Origin of the sequence: Marinoscillum sp. MHG1-6 (assembly GCF_024714475.1) — a bacterium.
Taxonomy (GTDB): Bacteria; Bacteroidota; Bacteroidia; order Cytophagales; family Cyclobacteriaceae; genus JAMZMI01.
This window is the reverse complement of the sequence record NZ_JAMZMI010000002.1, coordinates 434,633-448,972: the sequence shown is the minus strand read 5'-3', so window position 1 is coordinate 448,972 and position 14,340 is coordinate 434,633. Positions and strand designations below refer to the sequence as shown.

Annotated in this window: 16 protein-coding genes; 9 read left to right on the top strand and 7 right to left on the bottom strand. The window is 42.9% G+C overall.

All coding sequences use genetic code 11. The annotated features are described in order from the left end of the window. The first annotated feature begins 31 nt into the window (after window positions 1-31). The 8 genes from NXR94_RS05655 (at window position 32) to hisC (ending at window position 8,922) form a co-directional block, all read left to right on the top strand. Window positions 32-952: a dimethylarginine dimethylaminohydrolase family protein gene (locus NXR94_RS05655; RefSeq protein WP_258103616.1), complete on the top strand. Its 921-nt coding sequence runs from the start codon at window positions 32-34 to the stop codon at window positions 950-952. Further along, a complete protein-coding gene (gene ctlX / locus NXR94_RS05650) occupies window positions 945-1,892 on the top strand; it encodes a citrulline utilization hydrolase CtlX (protein ID WP_258103615.1) in 948 nt (315 codons plus the stop codon). Before NXR94_RS05655 ends, ctlX begins: the two co-directional genes overlap by 8 nt. Then, complete coding sequence (argS, locus tag NXR94_RS05645; protein ID WP_258103614.1) at window positions 1,889-3,679, top strand: arginine--tRNA ligase; 1,791 nt, start codon at window positions 1,889-1,891, stop codon at window positions 3,677-3,679. Before ctlX ends, argS begins: the two co-directional genes overlap by 4 nt. A gap of 3 nt (window positions 3,680-3,682) precedes the next feature. Continuing rightward, on the top strand, window positions 3,683-4,585 hold the full coding sequence (locus NXR94_RS05640) for a 1,4-dihydroxy-2-naphthoate polyprenyltransferase (protein WP_258103613.1): 903 nt from the start codon (window positions 3,683-3,685) through the stop codon (window positions 4,583-4,585). A gap of 73 nt (window positions 4,586-4,658) precedes the next feature. Beyond that, a complete protein-coding gene (locus NXR94_RS05635; RefSeq protein WP_258103612.1) occupies window positions 4,659-5,513 on the top strand; it encodes a universal stress protein in 855 nt (284 codons plus the stop codon). A 199-nt stretch (window positions 5,514-5,712) separates the two neighbouring features. Next, on the top strand, window positions 5,713-6,570 hold the full coding sequence (gene hisG, locus NXR94_RS05630) for an ATP phosphoribosyltransferase (protein WP_374987997.1): 858 nt from the start codon (window positions 5,713-5,715) through the stop codon (window positions 6,568-6,570). Then, complete coding sequence (hisD, locus tag NXR94_RS05625; protein ID WP_374987999.1) at window positions 6,570-7,925, top strand: histidinol dehydrogenase; 1,356 nt, start codon at window positions 6,570-6,572, stop codon at window positions 7,923-7,925. The genes hisG and hisD overlap by 1 nt, the downstream gene beginning before the upstream one ends. Continuing rightward, the gene (hisC, locus tag NXR94_RS05620; RefSeq protein WP_258103610.1) at window positions 7,855-8,922 is read left to right on the top strand and encodes a histidinol-phosphate transaminase; all 1,068 of its coding nucleotides are present in this window, start codon (window positions 7,855-7,857) and stop codon (window positions 8,920-8,922) included. The genes hisD and hisC overlap by 71 nt, the downstream gene beginning before the upstream one ends. On the opposite strand, the gene NXR94_RS05615 is transcribed toward hisC, so the two are convergent. From NXR94_RS05615 to NXR94_RS05605, 3 genes are all read right to left on the bottom strand, one after another. Further along, window positions 8,892-9,596, bottom strand: coding sequence for a hypothetical protein (locus tag NXR94_RS05615; RefSeq protein ID WP_258103609.1), 705 nt, complete (start codon window positions 9,594-9,596; stop codon window positions 8,892-8,894). The genes hisC and NXR94_RS05615 overlap by 31 nt on opposite strands. 94 nt (window positions 9,597-9,690) lie before the next feature. Beyond that, window positions 9,691-10,359 (bottom strand): NAD-dependent epimerase/dehydratase family protein, encoded by a 669-nt coding sequence (locus NXR94_RS05610; RefSeq protein ID WP_258103608.1) that lies wholly within the window; start codon window positions 10,357-10,359, stop codon window positions 9,691-9,693. Window positions 10,360-10,457: 98 nt separating this feature from the next. After that, window positions 10,458-10,931 (bottom strand): acyl-CoA thioesterase, encoded by a 474-nt coding sequence (locus NXR94_RS05605; RefSeq protein ID WP_258103607.1) that lies wholly within the window; start codon window positions 10,929-10,931, stop codon window positions 10,458-10,460. Window positions 10,932-11,212: 281 nt separating this feature from the next. Between NXR94_RS05605 and hisB the strand changes: the two genes are divergently transcribed. After that, complete coding sequence (gene hisB / locus NXR94_RS05600) at window positions 11,213-12,307, top strand: bifunctional histidinol-phosphatase/imidazoleglycerol-phosphate dehydratase HisB (RefSeq protein WP_258103606.1); 1,095 nt, start codon at window positions 11,213-11,215, stop codon at window positions 12,305-12,307. Here the strand turns inward: hisB and NXR94_RS05595 are convergent. The 4 genes from NXR94_RS05595 to NXR94_RS05580 all read right to left on the bottom strand — a co-directional run bounded on the left by NXR94_RS05595 (window position 12,304) and on the right by NXR94_RS05580 (window position 14,338). After that, window positions 12,304-12,693, bottom strand: a complete 390-nt coding sequence (locus NXR94_RS05595) for a PIN domain-containing protein (RefSeq protein ID WP_258103605.1) — start codon at window positions 12,691-12,693, stop codon at window positions 12,304-12,306. The two genes, hisB and NXR94_RS05595, sit on opposite strands and share 4 nt — an antisense overlap. Next, window positions 12,690-12,887 (bottom strand): type II toxin-antitoxin system VapB family antitoxin, encoded by a 198-nt coding sequence (locus tag NXR94_RS05590; protein WP_258103604.1) that lies wholly within the window; start codon window positions 12,885-12,887, stop codon window positions 12,690-12,692. Before NXR94_RS05590 ends, NXR94_RS05595 begins: the two co-directional genes overlap by 4 nt. A 45-nt stretch (window positions 12,888-12,932) precedes the next feature. Further along, a complete protein-coding gene (locus NXR94_RS05585) occupies window positions 12,933-13,595 on the bottom strand; it encodes an intradiol ring-cleavage dioxygenase (protein WP_258103603.1) in 663 nt (220 codons plus the stop codon). Between the two features lie 77 nt (window positions 13,596-13,672). Then, window positions 13,673-14,338, bottom strand: coding sequence for a DUF2461 domain-containing protein (locus NXR94_RS05580; RefSeq protein WP_258103602.1), 666 nt, complete (start codon window positions 14,336-14,338; stop codon window positions 13,673-13,675). Window positions 14,339-14,340 lie beyond the last annotated feature (2 nt).

The window sequence follows — 14,340 nt, the reverse complement described above, 5'->3', positions numbered from 1 at the left end:
CTATACATTCGTCCTAAACCCATGGATGACAATGATAGGTTTGGATATAAGAGATGAAACCGCTCCTTTAGAGGCTGTGGTGCTGGGTACAGCAGAGAGCTCGGGAGGTGTTCCCAAGCTTCATGAGGCCTATGATCCCAAGTCGATAGAGCATATCAATGCAGGTACATATCCTAAGGAGCAGGATATGATCAGGGAGATGGATGCCTTCTGCAAGGTTTTCGAAAAGTATGGGGTAAAAGTTTACCGACCGGAAGTACTCAAAGACTGTAACCAGATATTTACCCGGGACATTGCATTCGTTGTAGATGATTACCTCATTAAGTCCAATATTCTTCCTAAGCGGGAAAAGGAATTGGAAGCTATCGATTATGTGGTCAGACAGGTCAATCCGGATAAGGTGGTAAGGCTTCAGGAGGATGTACATATTGAGGGGGGTGATGTCATGCTATGGGGGGACTATATTTTTGTTGGTACCTATCGTGGTGCCGATTACCCGGATTTCATAACGGCGCGGACCAATGAGGCCGGTGTGCGGTTTCTGGAAAGCTTCTTTCCTCAAAAAAAAGTGATAGCCTTCAACCTTCGGAAGTCCAATACCAATGCGAAGGATAATGCACTGCATTTAGATTGTTGTTTTCAACCGGTGGGAAGAGGTAATGCAATCATCCATCGAGAGGGATTTTTGGAGGAATCTGAATACCAATTTTTGGTTGAACTATTTGGTGAACAGAACCTGTTTCATATCGATAAGGAAGAGATGTACTTTATGAACAGTAATGTCTTTTCCATTTCTCCGGATGTGGTTGTTTCTGAGCGGGGGTTTACGAGGCTCAATCAATGGCTCAGGGCTCAAGGTATGACGGTGGAGGAAATTCCGTATGCGGAGATTGCCAAGCAGGAAGGTTTGTTGAGATGTTCCACATTGCCACTAAAAAGAACATATGCCTGAGCAAGTAACCAATACGATCATGATGGTACGCCCGGCAGCATTTCAAAAAAATGAAGAGACTGCCATCAATAATTTCTTTCAGCAGGCTTCGGGTGATGTGGAATCGGCTGAGACCATTCAAAAACATGCGATGGTTGAGTTTGATGGGTTTGTTTTTAAGCTGAGGGCTCATGGCATCAATGTGATCGTCTTTGAGGATGATGAAAAGAATGGAACACCGGATTCCATCTTTTGCAACAACTGGAATTCTTTCCATGAAGATGGGACAGTTTACTTCTACCCAATGTTTGCAGAGAACAGAAGGAAGGAAGTAAGAATGGATATTGTCGATGCGTTGCAAAATGATTTTCAAATCAGCAAAATCCATTCTTTTACTCATTGGGAGACTAAAGGACATTTTCTGGAGGGGACCGGGAGTATCATCATGGACCGGCCCAATCATCTGGCTTATGCCTCCATTTCTGACCGTACTCAGCAGGAGGTTTTAATGGATTTTTCAGACAAAACAGGATTTGAGGTAATCACATTTACCGCTTATCAAACCGTAGAAGACAAGAGACTTCCGATTTACCATACGAATGTGATGATGTGTATGGGAGAGGAGTTTGTATTGATTTGCCTGGACTGCATAGATGATCCGGGCGAACAGGAAATGCTTCGAAAATCATTTCAAAACACAGGGAAAACAATCATAGAAATTGTTGAAGCACAGATCGATCAATTTGCCGGGAATATGCTTCAGGTAAAGAACAAGGATGAAAAACGGTTCGTTGTTATGTCCGAAAGTGCCTACCAATCATTAGACCATCATCAGTTAAAAGAGCTTCGCAACCATGGTGATTTAATACATCATCCACTTCCTACTATCGAAAAATATGGCGGAGGAAGTGCCAGATGTATGATGGCTGAGATATTTTTGCAGCCGAATCGAGCATTATGAGTAACATAGAATCGCAACTGAGCGAAGGTATATCGGCAGCATTTAAGGATATTTTCAGCCTGAATGTCCCGTCAGACAAGATTTCACTACAACCTACCAGAAAGGATTTCGAGGGTACACATACCTTGGTGGTTTTTCCCTTTTTAAAGGAAACCAGACAAAAACCGGAGGATTTGGGTACTCAAATTGGAGATTACCTCATCAAGCATAGTCGGATTGTGAGTGCTTTCAACGTGGTGAAAGGTTTTTTGAATTTGACGATTTCGGATGAATTCTGGTTGACACAGCTACAGCAGGTCAACAGACTGAAGACCTATGGAGACCTGCCTTCTAATGGTCAAAAAGTGATGGTGGAATTTTCCTCTCCCAACACCAACAAGCCACTTCACCTTGGACACCTTCGAAATAATTTTCTTGGTGATTCGGTATCCAAAATATTGGCAGCTGCGGGTTACGATGTTATGAAAGTCAACCTGGTGAATGACCGCGGCATCCATATTTGTAAATCCATGCTTGCTTATAAGAAGTTTGGAGAGGGGGAGACGCCGGAAACTTCCGGAATAAAAGGCGACCACCTGATCGGAAAATACTATGTTAAGTTCGATCAGGAGTACAAAAAGGAGATGCTTGAGCTTATTGAAGAAGGTATGGACCAGGAGGAAGCCAAGAAAAAAGCTCCCTTGATGCTGGAAGCCCAAACCATGTTGCAAAAGTGGGAAGATGGAGACGACGAGACTGTTGCGCTTTGGAAAAAAATGAATGGATGGGTCTATAAAGGTTTTGATGCGTCTTATAAAACGATGGGCATCGACTTCGACAAAATCTATCATGAATCTGAAACCTATCTGCTAGGTAAGGACATAGTGGATGAAGGCATTAAGAAGAACATTTTCTTCAAAAAAGAGGATAATTCTACCTGGATTGATTTGAGAGGAGAGAAGATGGACGAAAAATTGGTTTTGAGGGGTGATGGTACTTCCGTTTATATCACTCAGGACATCGGAACATGCGATTACAAACACAATGATTTTCCTTTCGATAAGTCAGTATATGTAGTGGGCAATGAGCAGGATTATCACTTTAAGGTGCTGTTCAAAATCATGGAAAAACTGGAGCGTCCGTATGCCGGTGGTCTTTATCACCTTTCCTACGGCATGGTGGATTTGCCCTCCGGTAAAATGAAATCTCGCGAAGGAACGGTTGTGGATGCGGATGACCTGATGCAAGAGATGTTCGATACTGCTGAGAAGCAGACGAGAGAGTTAGGAAAGATCGAAGGGTTGTCAGAAACAGAGGCTCAAAATCTTTATCGCACGTTAGGGTTGGGAGCATTAAAATACTTCTTGCTAAAAGTTGATCCTAAGAAGCGCATGCTCTTTAATCCTCAAGAGTCTATTGAATTTCAGGGGCATACCGGACCTTTCATTCAGTACACTCATGCTCGAATTTCAGCCATTCTTCGTCGTGCTGAAGGGCTAGGAGTCGAAACAGAATTTGACACATCTAAAGTTGACTCTTTGCATCCAAGAGAACTGGAGATTATTTCAAAGCTCGTGACTTTCCCTGAAGTAGTAAGAGAGGCTGCTGAGTCCTATTCGCCGGCATTTATCGCCAACTTCGTCTATGAAGTGGCCAAAGAATATAACGGCTTCTACCAGGAGGTGCAGATTTTTGGCGAGGAGGATAAGGAAAAAATGAAGATGCGTGTTGCACTATCTGCATCAGTTGCGAAAGTGATCCGAAAGGGCATGAGCCTGTTGGGTATTGAGGTTCCGGAAAGAATGTAGTTCATGAGTGCATCTAAAACCAAAGCATGGATTCAGGCCTTTCGATTGAGAACCCTTCCGTTGGCTTTTTCATCAATCTTGTTGGGTGCATTTTTAGCCTCTGCTTCAGATTATTTTAATGGTGTTATTCTCGGTCTAAGTCTATTGACTACCCTGTTTTTGCAGGTACTCTCCAACCTGGCCAATGACTATGGTGATGCCAGGTCTGGGGTGGATGGTGATGAAAGGGAGGGACCAAGTCGAACCGTTCAGACTGGTCTGATATCTCAGGCGGAAATGAAATCTGCTCTTTTTATCTGTGCTGGTTTGGCTTTAATCAGTGGCGTTGCACTTATTATTTATTCCCTGCCTGACCAATGGGGATATACGCTCACCTTTTTGGTGATGGGCTTCGGAGCCATTGCGGCGGCAATAAAATATACCGTGGGTAAGAATCCCTATGGATATGCCGGTTTTGGGGACCTTTTTGTGCTTATATTTTTTGGGTATGTAGGGGTCCTTGGTACCTATTTCCTGTATGCACAAAGTATTTCAATGGATTTGTTGCTTCCTGCCACCACATGCGGTCTTTTTTCCGTGGCGGTATTAAATGTTAATAATATTCGAGATATAGAGTCCGATAGGAAAACTGGCAAATACAGTATTCCGGTCCGATTAGGGAGGTCAAAAGCAGTGGTTTATCATTGGTTTCTTCTCCTTAGCGGACTACTCACCTCCGTTGTTTATGGTGTTCTGCATGAATTTCAATGGAGCGGGTGGCTCTTTTTATTGGTGACTCCTTTGGTTTTTATTAATGCCAGGGCTGTTTATACTAAAAAAACTTCCCAAGAATTAGACCCCTTTTTGAAACAAATGGCACTCACAACGTTATTATACGTGGTGCTTTTTGGTTGGGCGCTGCTGTAAAGGTTTGATGTTCCGCCAATTGCACAGAACAGATAATTGGTTAACTTAGGAATGTCACATAAAAACCTTAAAAATGAATAAGATTCTTGTCCCCTACGACTTTTCAGATGTAGCGCTTCACGCACTGAATTTTGCTGCGGATTTGGCTCGTAAAGTCAAAGAACATTGTACCGTCAATCTCATTAACGTAATCGAACACCCCACTCCGGACACGATCAAAACCATGGGAATTGTTGATTATGACCCCATGGAGGCGGTCTATATCAAACAGATGATGATCACCATGGAGGAAAAGATGAAGGCGTTGATGGCGGATGCAAAATACAAAGACATTGATTTAAATTATAAAATTGTTCTTGGTCAGCCCTTCCATGAGATCACGAATGAAATCACTACTACCGGTGTGGAGTTGGTGGTAATGGGAACATCCGGTGTAAGTGGAGCAGAAGAGTTCTTGGTTGGTTCCAATGCAGAGCGTATGGTTAGGTATTCAAAATGTCCTGTGATTACGCTGAGTGAAGAATCAAACGTGAGTTCTGTTCAGGATATTGTATTTGCTTCGAATTTCTATGAAGTACCAGCATCGTTTGTAGAACATATCAAGAGGCTACAGGCGGCCTTTGATGCCGAGCTTAAAATTGTGAAGATCAATACCCCGGCGAGCTTTACTACTACGCGCCATGACATGAAGCAAATGAGCAATTTTGTAGAGAAGTTTGACCTTAAGAATTATTCCCTGGATATCTACAATCATACGAATGAAGAAGATGGAATCGTCGCTTATGCAGAAGATATGGGAGCGGATTTAATAGCACTGGGTACAAATCAAAGGAGAGGAGTTGGTCATTTTATTAATGGCAGTATTGCCGAGGATGTGGTCAACCATTCTAAAATTCCGGTCTGGACATTTGGTCTGGATGCCGAATAAAATACTGAGCCCCGAGAGATCGGGGTTTTTTTATTTGCTTTTTGGTTGAATAATTTCTCTGTGGCATTATAAATTTGCAACATGAGTATAGCAAGACAGCACCATCATCATCACGTCCACCATTGATACCCCATCTACATCGGTATCCCATAGTTGCTATACTTAACTTTCTTTACATTTTTTTCATTTAATTATTATCATGTCATTACTCAAAGTAGCAGTTCAGAAGTCGGGCAGACTTAGCGAAGATTCCTTGAAACTTTTCAATGAGTGCGGTATTAAATTCAATAACGGAGCCAAAAAGCTGAAAGCTCAATCTCATAATTTTCCTATCGAATTTTTGTTTTTGAGAGATGATGACATTCCCGGATATGTGGAAGATGGGATTGCTGATATTGGGATCGTCGGACAAAATGTACACGAAGAGTACGGAAAGGACATTGAAGTGGTCAAATACCTTGGATTTTCTAAATGTAGATTATCTCTGGCCATTCCAAGAGAAGACAGCTATACGGATGTCACTTATTTTGAAGGAAAAAACCTTGCTACCTCTTATCCGGTTATCCTGAAAAAATTCCTGGATGAAAAGGGAGTAAAAGCGGACGTGCATGAGATCAGTGGATCAGTTGAGATCGCTCCGGGCATCGGATTGGCTGAAGGGATCTGTGATATTGTAAGTTCCGGAAGCACGCTGCTTTCCAATGGATTGAAAGAAGTGGAGACGGTGATGAAATCAGAAGCAGTTATGGTTGCTTCAAAATCATTATCTACTGATAAGAAGAACATATTGAATCAATTGATTTTCCGAATCAATGCGGTATTGGAAGGGAAGAATAAGAAATATGTTCTTCTCAATGCACCGAACGATTCTATTGATAAGATCATTGATCTGCTACCGGGGATGAGAAGCCCGACGGTACTTCCGCTTGCTGAAAAGGGATGGAGTAGTATCCATTCTGTGATCAGCGAGGATGATTTTTGGGAAAATATTGAGAAATTGAGGGAAGCAGGAGCAGAAGGTGTGCTAGTGGTTCCTATCGAAAAAATGATCAAATGATACCTGTTTATAAAAGCCCCGGAAAAAAGGAGCTGAAGGAAATACTTAAAAGGCCCGGGATTGATCAGGCCAAGATCAGTAAGATCGTCAGACCTATCCTGGATAAGGTAAAGCGCTCTGGAGATGATGCTCTGAAAAAACTAGCATTGGAATATGATCACGTGGAGCTGGATAGTCTTTGGGTAAGCGAGGCGGAGTTTGCTACAGCGGATGCCCAGGTGCAGGATACGTTGAAAGAGGCTATTCAGGTGGCCTATGCTAATATTAAGAAGTTTCACGAAGCGCAAAAACAGGACGACCTGATCATGGAGGTAATGCCGGGCGTTATTTGTAGTCGCAGGTCTGTTCCGATTCAAAAAGTTGGGTTATATATCCCGGGAGGTACCGCACCATTATTCTCTACGGTGCTCATGTTGGCCATTCCCGCAAAGATTGCGGGGTGTAAGGAGATCATCCTTGCTTCACCAACGAATAGATTGGGAGAGATCAACCCGGTAGTGTTGTATACAGCCAAGTTGGTAGGAGTTGACAAGGTGCTTAAAGTTGGCGGAGCCCAGGCAATAGCCGCAATGGCCTATGGGACAGAGACTGTACCTAAGGTGCATAAAATATTTGGACCGGGTAATCAATATGTAACGGCGGCCAAACAGTTGGTGGCGCAGACAGATGTAGCTATCGATATGCCGGCGGGACCATCTGAGGTGCTTGTTGTAGTTGACGAATCTTCCGATGCAGCATTTGCAGCCGCCGATCTGTTGTCACAGGCAGAGCACGGTGGTGATAGCCAGGTGGTTTTGATTTCAACTTCTGTAGAAAAAGCAGAAGAGATTAATGCTGAAGTGGAAGCGCAGTTAGAAAAGCTATATCGTAAGGATATGGCCGGTCAGGCATTGGAGAAAAGCTCGGTGATTGTGGAGTCCAGAAAAGAGAAGATCATAAAGATCATCAATAAGTACGGACCTGAACACCTGATTATCAATACTCAGGATGCGGAGGAGATCGCAGAACAGGTGTCCAATGCCGGATCTGTCTTTATTGGGGCCTATACGCCGGAGTCGGCGGGTGACTATGCGTCAGGGACTAATCATACCCTGCCAACGAACGGATGGGCAAAGTCCTTCAGTGGTGTTTCTCTTGACAGTTATGTAAAGAAAATCACGTATCAAAAAATTGACGAGGAGGGTCTGCTTCATCTTGGACCAACCATCGAAAGAATGGCTGAAGCAGAGATGCTGGAAGCGCATAAAAATGCAGTAACAATCAGGCTTAAAAAACTACGGGAAGATGGGATCTCCGCAGCAACTAATAAGAAACCACATAAAGACCTTAAAAGCGTACTCTTCGGCAAGAGATGAGTACACGGGCACACTGGGGATTTTCCTGGATGCCAATGAGAATTCATTAGGCTCGTCGACGTCAGCGCTTTATAACCGGTACCCTGACCCGCACCATGCTACCTTAAAAGCACAGTGGAGTGAGATCAAAGGGGTTGCTACGGACCGTATTTTCTTTGGAAATGGGAGTGATGAGCCTATCGACTTGCTGTTAAGACTGTTTTGTGAGCCGGGTAAAGATCACGTCATTACCATGCCACCAACTTATGGTATGTATGCTGTTTCCGCAGATATCAATGCGGTGGAGAATGTGAAGGTGCCTTTGAAATATGATTTTCAGATTGACCTTGCTACCTTGAAGGAGACCTGGAATGAAAATAGTAAGATCCTGTTTGTTTGTTCTCCGAATAATCCTTCCGGGAATTTGCTAGACAGAAAGACCATCCAGACGATACTGGATGAGTTCCCGGGTATGGTAGTCGTGGATGAGGCCTACATCGATTTCTCCTCTGAGGAAAGCTGGACAGATAAACTGGCAGAATATCCGAACTTGATTGTTTTGCAGACCCTCAGTAAAGCATGGGGGATGGCAGGAATACGTGTTGGGGTGGCGATGGCTGATCCGTATGTGATAGAGATGCTGGATAAGATCAAGCCTCCATACAATATCAGTTTACCCAATCAGCAACTGGCTACGGAAGCCCTTAGCAATGAGGCTAAAAAGAATGCCTATGTTGAGGAATTACTTGAGGAGAGGACCAAACTGATCACTGCGCTCGGGCAATTACCAAATGTCAGGAAAATTGTGCCCAGTGATGCAAACTTCCTTTTGGTAGCGTTTGAAGGCGCTAAAGAAGTATTCAACTACCTGATAGAAGAAACGCTAATTGTGCGCGACCGTAGTTCACAGCTACATTGCACCGATTGCTTGAGAATTACAATCGGAACAAAGGAGGAAAACCTCGAATTAATGAATTTACTTAAGGCTTATTTGGAGAAATCAGTAAGCAAGCTGTAATACATTAGTTCTCCTTTTTTGTCGTAGGTTTCGGTTTTCACAATCCCGACTCCTTTGGTATACCATTTGGATGAAGTGTTAGTTGTCTCCTGATTCATCCCCATCATTTTCATTGAAGTAATGGTTGTTTCTGTGACTTTATAAGCTTCGAAAGAACCTGCTGATGTGGTGATGGTTTCCTTTTTTTCCACTTTGCGATCAGTGAACTTCATATTCATAGTCATGTTCATATTCATGGCTCCCTGAGCCATTTTTATGGTAATAACCCCTGAACCATCCGGTAGCATCTGACCTGCTGAGAGGTCGTTAGGAATTTCCACGAAGTCTCCCTCTATTGTCACGTCCATGTTTTCATACTGCTCTAATAGCTCATCAGGCATATATTGCTCCATATCTATCTTAATCGTGCCATTGTCACAGATTACTACAAAATCTCCTTCAGAAAGTAATTCTCCTTTTTTATCGTAGGTCTGGTTACTAATAGTGATGGAATTTCCATCGATGGCACCATCCTTAATGGTTGAGCGGACTTTGCCATCTTCTTTATCATTTTTAGTGTAGGAGGTCATCTCGTAAGAAACTCCCTCTTCGAAAGGGAAGTAGGCATTGTCACACTGAGAATAGGCATTTGTAAAAAGGAAGGCGGTAACAATAAGTAGAGCTAACTTTTTCATGATTCAGATAGATTATTGTCTCTATCTAAGGTAGGAAAAAACAAAATGCTTTCTGCGTATCTACATTTTTATCTTTTATAACTGGATTAAAATTCTATCCCTTAGCCGTAATCAAAATGTCTTTGGGTCTGATGACCTTTTTGTCATAACCCTTCAGGGTGAGATTGATCATCGATAGGCCTATTTCAGTAGTATTTACGACTGAATTTGGTGAAACTTTTTTAATCAGACGAAGCAACCAGGAAAGGTAGTCATACATGGTCTGGTAAAGTTTGGTTTTTGACTTAATGCCCCTTAGAGGTAAAATCGCACCGGGCCTGAAGGCGAAAGCCTGTTTGAAGTCCAGGTTAATAATATCATTCTCCGTTTTGCCTTTCACCCTGGCCCACATGATCCGACCTTTTTCTGAGGAATCTGTTCCCTCTCCGGACACATAGATGCAGGTCATTTGCGGGTTGAGGGCTACTAGTTCCTTTGCAAGGGCTAGCGTATAATCATAGGTGATTTTGGTGTACTGCGCTTCATTGAGTCCGGCAGCGCTAATACCCATGCACAGATAGGCCGCATCATATCCTGCGAGCTGATCCTTGATTGTGCTGAAGTCGGAGAAGTCCATGTGCTCGACCTGCTTCAGTTTTGGGTGTCCCAAATTGACTTTTGATCTTCCGATTGTCAGAACCTGCGTGATCTCGGGGTGGTCCAGGCATTCCAGAAGAACGCCCATTCCCACCATTCCCGTTGCTCCTGTGATGATTGCTTTCATAGTATTAAGTTATTTAATCTGACTCATTATGGCTTTATCAAAGACACGGTCATAAAGTAACCGACATTGAATTCATCACGATCTTTATCCTTGAAGCTTTAAATCAGGTCCTTTTTGTGCTTTTGAATGATGTCATAGTCACTTTTAAACAATCCCAGCACCTCTTCTGATGGAGGCATGTTGGTATTGGGACCACCACAATCAAGGATAATTTTACCCATATCCAAGGCTTTTTTATGCTGCCAAAAAGTAAGCTTTGTGAACCCAATGGCGTGGGTTTCATCGTTTCGCTTAAAAACCTGCTTGTGATAAACATATTTATCATCCCAACCCTCGAGGACCAGCGTGATGGTAAACTTATCCCATCGTTTTAGTGGTTTTTTGTAGATAATTTTTTGAGAAGCCAGAACGGCATATACTCCTTTTTTGTAAGTATTTTCGAAGAGTTTGGATCGGAATAGAATTTCGAAGCGAATGAGGTCCATATAGAACAGGTACCTAGAGTTGGCCATGTAATTCAAGCCTTCACAATCCAGGATACTAACCCATCTGGTTCGTACCAGGTCTGACATCAAATCGACTTTTTTCCAAAAGAGGAGGGACCCGAAGTAAAGGTGGATTACATGTAACCAGTAGTATAGCATAATCCTATTTTGATGGCCTGAAGGCAGGACCTTACAATGTCGAATATCTATCTAATGTATTGATTTATATCGAAAAACGGAATTTGATTTGGGAGCCTGATGACCATCTATTCCTTTATTTCAATTTGCATCAGCAACTTATCCAGACAGTCATTTTCTTTTCGCCTTTCCGGTTTAAGCTTTAATTTGCGCTAAAATTCCAAAATCGCATGCGACCCATCCTTTTCATAGACCGAGACGGTACCATCAACCACGAAACAGAGGACGAACAGATTGACAACATTGACAAGGTCAGTTATCTGACTGATGTGTTTTTCTACCTGAAGAAAATTCAGGCGGAATCCGACTACCTGTTGGTGATGGTGACGAATCAGGATGGGCTAGGAACGGATGCTTTTCCGGAAGACACTTTTTGGCCGGTGCATAACCTTATCATGCGAACGTTGGAGAGTCAGGGCATTCACTTTGATGCAGTTCATATCGATGAGCATTTTCCTGCCGACAATCATCCGAACCGCAAACCTGGCATCGGTATGTTGACAGAATACCTTAAGGGGGATTATGACATTAAAAACTCTTATGTGATCGGGGATAGGGTGACGGATATTCAGCTGGCTGAAAACCTGGGTTGTAGGGGCATTCATATTTCTTCAAAGAAGACGTCTTCTGCAGAATTCACTACAGAAAGCTGGAGAGAGATCTATGAGCACCTTGTTTTTAAGCCGAGAATTGCTTCGGTTACCAGAACTACCAAGGAAACCGATATTAATATCAGCTTAAATCTGGATGGATCAGGAAAAACCAAAATCGATACGGGCTTAGGCTTCTTCGATCATATGTTGGACCAGTTAGGAAAACATGGAGGTATCGATCTTGAAGTTCGTGTGAATGGAGATCTGCATATCGATGAGCACCACACGATAGAAGACACGGCTTTAGCTCTTGGAGAGGCCTTCAAAGTGGCACTGGGGAATAAGAAAGGGATCAATCGATATGGTTTCCTTTTGCCAATGGATGATGTGCTGGCGCAGGTGGCCATTGATTTCGGTGGACGTCCATGGATGGTTTGGGAAGCCGAATTTAAGAGAGAAAAAATTGGTGAAATGCCGACGGAGATGTTTTTCCACTTCTTTAAATCCTTTTCGGATACTTCCTTGTCCAACCTGAACATCAAAGTAGAGGGAGACAACGAACACCATAAAATCGAAGGCATTTTTAAAGCCTGGGCAAAAGCAATTAAGATGGCCATCAAGCGCAATCCGGATGAAATGAGCTCTTTGCCGAGTACGAAGGGGGCCCTCTAAAACGCTACAAGGTCAAAGTCGAAATGCACTTTCATTAAATGAAAATGTTTGTCGTGGGTCATCAAGCTAAGGTTATGGTCAATGACCTGCTGGAGAATGATTAGATCAGGAATGCCAATCTTATTGATGCCGTTTTTGAGATTAATCTCCTGGTATTTCCTCAGAAGTTCCCAATCAATTGTTAGTGGAATCAAATCAATGGCGGAAAGCGAATCAGCTGCCTCCTGAAAGCCAAGTTTACGAATCGAGGGAAGCAGTTCTGTTAGGATAAGCTCATTGGTGCAGATGAGTCCTTCAGGGATCAAATCATCCAACACATGTTTTTCACTATTTCGGAAAAAGTCGATCCAAACAGAGCTATCAACCAGGATTTTTGCAGTGCTCATTTGTTTCTGTCCCTGATGTCATCAAGGTTTATGGATAGATCAATTTTTCCTTTAAATGAAAGCAATTTGAGTCGTTTACTTTTTTTTATTTGATCTTCCAACGCCTGCCTTATCACCTGGCTTTTTGTCTTTGCGCCGGTAACCTCCATGGCTTGTTTAATTAAGTCTTCTGGTAAATCGAGTGTGGTTCTCATAATATGTTATGCATAAATGCTTATAAATATATGCATAAACGAGAATTATACCACAATCGTTTTAGTGAGGTTGTATCCGTCTGTAGTATTTCCTGTGATGGAGTCTGCCATATTGTTATTGAGGCTATCTCTGAAAACACCGTCACCGGCATTGGAGGTATCGGCAGCTCCCTTGTAATCTGAAGAGGTATAGACCCCTGCTGACACTTCTTCCGGGAATGCGATTTGTGATACCCGAAGGGATTTTTCCTTGGCATCAAGGATTTCAAGGTGAATATGAGGGGCTCTCCCCGGATACCACCCTGGGTAAATGCTGATAAAGGAAACCTGGCCATTGGCATCGGTTTGCTGTCTTCCTCTAAGAAAATGTTTGTCGGTGAGGTCATTATATTCTGAATAATTTCCGACCGCATCGCAGTGCCAGATGTCGACAAGGGCTCCTTCAAGCGGAACACAATCATTAGACTGGTCCTGAATGGTAAGATTGATCAAAAGGGCAACTCCTGAGCGATCGCCTATAATATTGGCTCTTACAAAATCAGCAGGTGTTTTATTGGGGAAAGGACCTGCAGTCTCGGCTGGTGAAAGCATACAATCACCATTGATCATTTCCTTCTCCTTTTCATTACATGTTGCCAGAGCAGTCGGGATTCCCACTATTGTGCCTAGCCCAATGATTGATCTTTTTATAAAGTCTTTTCTTTTCATGTTCCTCAAGCGTTGCCGTTGTCTTTATAAGTTACGAAAAAGACGAATCATTATGCTTTAATTCTACGAAGCATCTCCTAATGTAAAGGCACGCCGTTGAGATCGGTTGTCAGGATTTCGCTCATATAATCAAAAAATGGGCGTAAGGAGAGGTAGACAGCCATGACCTTTTCAGGGAAGTCAGGAGCCACTACTTCCTGATCGGAGAAGGGGTGTTTGACAATGAATTGTTTGTGCTTTAGCAGGTCTATAGCAGGATCATCTTTTTCAAAACCGCGTGGGGCACTCTTCAGTTTTTTACCTACCAACGCTCCAAAGTATTTGATGAAAGATTCGCTTTGGATGATGCTATAGAGCCTCTCCGGTTCCTGTGAGATCTGTTTTCTGATGTGTAATAAATCTTCCGAGTTAGGACCGAAAAAGCCACCAGCAACAAAACTGTTGCCCGGTTCAATGCTCCAATAGTATCCACCCCTCAAAAGTGCAGTTGCTCTTTTGAAGCTTCCACTTCTATTCGTTTTATAGGGTGTTTTGTCTTTGGAAAAGCGAACGTCTTTGTAGATCCTGAATACTTTCGTTCCGGTCGGTTCAAGATGATCATGGGTGGATAGCAAGTTGAATACCTCTACGGAAAAGGATTTAACCTCCTTGTCCGCTTCCAGATAACTTTCTTTATGCGCATTGAACCATTCGCGTTCGTTGTTTTGGGCGAGTTGGGTAAGAAAGTCGAGGGTCTTTTTCATGG